Genomic DNA, 3,371 nt, shown 5'->3' with positions numbered 1-3,371 from the left:
GGCCGGGAGTCGGCCGCCTCGGGACCGGGCCCGAGGCGGCGCAGGAGGGTTCGGAGGGTCGTCCGGTGGAGGCGGTAGGGGCCGACGCCGGGGTATCCCTCGCGCTCCAGGTCCACCGAGGGGCCGGTCTGCCAGGCGAAGTCGCGCCAGACGACGTCCTCGCCGTCGTGTTCGGCGACGGCGGTGACCGCTCCGCAGCCGAGGTCCTCGCAGTCGGGGCAGGAGTAGACCACCCGGCGGCCGGCCGGAAGGACGGCTCCGCGGCCGCCGTCGGCTTCCGGGGCGAGGAGGGCGCGGAGGTGCTCGGCGCGGAGGGCCGGCGGGAGGTCGCCGGCCAGCGGCGAGACCGTGTCGGCACCCTCGGCCCCGTCGAGCCGGTGGAGCAGCGACCGGCCGTCGACGACGAGGTCGACGTCCTCGGGACGGGGTCGAGGCCGGACGAGGGCCCGGGAGGGGACGCCACCGCCGTCCGGGAGGGCGGCGGGGACGAGGTCGAGAGTCGTGTACACGGCCGGCATGCGTCCAGCATCACGCGGCGGGGGTCCGCGTTCCATGGCTGGTCCGTCCCGGAAATGTCCCGGTCCCGGTACGGTCCCCGGCATGGAGAGCGACGTGATCGTGGTGGGGGGGGCGGGGTCGTCGGTCTGACGACCGCGGTGACGCCGGCGGAGCGCGGCCTTCGGGTACGGGTCTGGTCGCGGGACGAGGTGACGGCGACGACCTCCGCGGTGGCGGGGGCGCTGTAGGGCGGTCACGGGCCCGAGGGCGAGCACGGGGCGGGTGCAGTCCTTTTCGGACTGCACCCGCCCCGTGTTTGCTCACCGGATCGTTTTCCCGGTGTGCGTTGCTACTTCCAGCGCGGCGGCCGGACGTTGTTGTCCGCGTCCTCGCACTGGCGGGCGCGCGTCTCCAGGGCCTGGGCGCGGGCGCTGGCCTTGCGGGCCTCCGCGTGGGCGCCGAGGCCGCGGAGCTGCGCGGCACGGTTGCGCTCCTTCGCCGCGTCCTGTCGCAGCTGGCTGACGTTGCAGGTCATCTTGGCCGCGGCCGCCGGCTCGGCGGTCATCGTCTGGCCGAGCAGGACGCCGCCGGCGAGCAGCGTCGCGGCGAGGAGCGACGTCAGGGCGCGACGTGCCGTCGTGGTGGTGCGCATGGTGTTCTCCAACTTCCAGGCCGTGGGGGCCTGTTCGAGGCATGGTCAGTACCAGGCAGTAACTTTACCCTGGCAAACGACGGAATCCCGCCATCCCGGTCGACCCGCCACGTGATCGTCAACACTCCTCCACAGGACTCCCGCTGACGAGGTGATAGGCGGCCCGCCCGTCGAGGAGCAGCGGGACGAGGGCGCGCCGCGACTGGGCGAGCGGCACGAAGGCACCCGCGCCCTCCGGCCGCACGGCGACCCCGTGCAGGGCGAGTTCGTCGCCCGCCTCGGCGTACTGGGCGGCGGACAGCCGGTAGCCGCAGGGCGGATCGGCGAGGATCTCCGCCGGCTCCGGCGGGTCGTTGTCGGCGCCGCCGAGGAAGACCGGGCCGCGGTCGGCGTAGCCGGCGCGGCGGGCCGCTGCGGTGGCCGCCGTGAGCGGTCCGCGCCGCTCGTCGAGATAGGCGAAGACGCCCTCCAGGGCGGCGTGCTGGGTGGCGACGCGGCGCCGGTGGTTGCGCGCGGGGTCGTTCTGCTCGGCCTCGTCGAGGGCGTCCACCCGGGTCTCCACGAGCAGGCCCACGGAGTGCTTGATCCCGGCGGTGTTCCGCAGGATCCGCTCCTGTCCGTCGCCGGCGACCTGCTTGAGCGGCTTACCGGTGAGGGGGTCGGTCCAGATGCCGTAGATGCCGCTGCTGTACCCGGCGAGCCCGGCGGCGGGCCGGACGTACGCCTCGGAGAGGGTCCGCGACTCGTCGTGGACGTGCGGGTCGGCGTCGAGGCTGCGCGGCCAGAGGGCGAGCAGGTCCTTGTCGTAGTACCGGGGGGTGGCCCCGTACTCGTGGAGGTCGTAGACGAGTTCGGGCCGCCGGTCGCGGAGGACGGCGGCGACCGCGCGCGCCTCGGCGGTGCGCAGGGCGATGTGGTCGCGGTTGACGTCGACGCCGTCGGCGTTGCCCCGGGTGTCGGCCTCCCGTCCGTCGGGGTTGGCGGTCGGGACGACCAGGAGGGTCGTCCGGGCGAGGAACCGCAGGGTCTCCCGGTCCCGGGCGTGGGCGAGGTCGCGCACGGTGCTCAGACAGGCCTCCCGGCCGGCCGGCTCGTCGCCGTGCTGGCTGCAGACCAGCAGCACGGTGGTGCGCCCGCTGCCGAGGATGGCGAGCCGGAGCGGGCGGCCCTGGGCGGTGGTGCCGACGACCCGCACCGAGAGCCGGGCGCTCGCCCGGTCCACGGCCGCGAGGAAGTCGCGTTCCTCGGCCTCGGAGGTCCACCGGGCCCCGCTGCTGGTCTCGAATCCGGTGCGCGGCGGCGGCTGTACGGGCGCGCTGTCCGCCGCCTTCGCGGGGACGGTGACGAGCGGCAGCGCGAGCAGGGCGGCGCCCGCCGCGAGGAGGAGGGCGCGCCGGGAACTCCGGTGTCCGGTACGGGGGTTCATCGGGCGGCTCCGGTTCCGGGCAGGCGCGGGCCGGTGACGGCGGCCGGTGGTGCGGCGTCCCGGCGCGAGGGGGTGGTGGTGCTCGGCGGGGCCGGGTGCGGTCCGGAGGCGGCCAGGGCGAAGGCCCCGGCGCCGCCGACCAGCGGCAGCCGCGCGGAGGTGCGGGCGAGGTCGAGGGTCAGGGTCGGGGTCGTCGACGGGGGGTCGAGGAGGTCCTTGTCGGTGCCGGCGACGATCAGGGCGAGGCGGTGGCCGGCCGGGACGACGTGGTCGGTGGCGGCGAGGTCCAGGGTCATCGTGTACGCCCGGCCGGGGGTCAGCGGGCGTTCCCTGCCCGGGTCGGCCCAGGTGCCGAGATCGGCCCAGCCACGGCTGACGACCGTGTGGCGGACGTCCGTCGTGCGGGCCTCGGTCTCCAGGTAGCAGGCGCTGTCCCCGGGCGTGCTCGCGCCCCAGCAGGTGCGGTCGGTGCGGGTGCTGATGCCCTCGCCCGCGGCCCCGTAGTCCCGGATCGTGTCGGGGCCGAGGTCCACCAGGACGGCGGAGAGGTGGGCGGTGGCGGTGGTCGGGACGGCGGTGACCGTCACCCGGGAGGAGCCGGCGATCCTCAGGTCCCGGGAGAGGGGGCGGGTGACGAACCCGGCCTTCTCGGGGGTCGCGGTGTCGATCCGGGCCGCCCAGTCGAGTTCGCCCAGGGCCGGGTCGTCGGTGAAGGTCGCGGTGGAGCCGGGCGCGGCCGGCGCGGCCGGCGTGCGGCCGAGGCCGCCGGGCCCGGCGGCCGTGCCGGGGGCGGGG

The 3,371-nt window shown here is 76.2% G+C and carries 3 protein-coding genes and 1 pseudogene; all 4 read right to left on the bottom strand.

Features of this window, described 5'->3' with window-relative positions:
• A pseudogene (locus EAO70_RS37285) lies at positions 1–518 on the bottom strand (oxidoreductase); the annotation flags it as partial.
• 329 nt (positions 519–847) lie between these two features.
• Positions 848–1,150: a hypothetical protein gene (locus EAO70_RS37280; protein ID WP_148007189.1), complete on the bottom strand. Its 303-nt coding sequence runs from the start codon at positions 1,148–1,150 to the stop codon at positions 848–850.
• A gap of 118 nt (positions 1,151–1,268) precedes the next feature.
• A complete protein-coding gene (locus tag EAO70_RS37275) occupies positions 1,269–2,576 on the bottom strand; it encodes a M14 family metallocarboxypeptidase (RefSeq protein WP_148007188.1) in 1,308 nt (435 codons plus the stop codon).
• The coding region (locus EAO70_RS37270) for a CocE/NonD family hydrolase C-terminal non-catalytic domain-containing protein (RefSeq protein ID WP_315986270.1) at positions 2,573–3,371 on the bottom strand (799 nt) is incomplete at its 5' end. The genes EAO70_RS37275 and EAO70_RS37270, both read right to left, overlap by 4 nt.

Origin of the sequence: Streptomyces sp. adm13(2018), assembly GCF_008042145.1 — a bacterium.
Taxonomy (GTDB): Bacteria; Actinomycetota; Actinomycetes; order Streptomycetales; family Streptomycetaceae; genus Streptomyces.
The sequence above is the reverse complement of the archived record's forward strand: the minus strand, read 5'-3'. Positions and strand labels throughout refer to the sequence as shown.

Bases quoted from the DNA above. Each gene is read 5' to 3' on its own strand.
- EAO70_RS37280 (WP_148007189.1), bottom strand. From the start codon at position 1,150: ATGCGCACCACCACGACGGCACGTCGCGCCCTGACGTCGCTCCTCGCC.
- EAO70_RS37275 (WP_148007188.1), bottom strand. From the start codon at position 2,576: ATGAACCCCCGTACCGGACACCGGAGTTCCCGGCGCGCCCTCCTCCTC.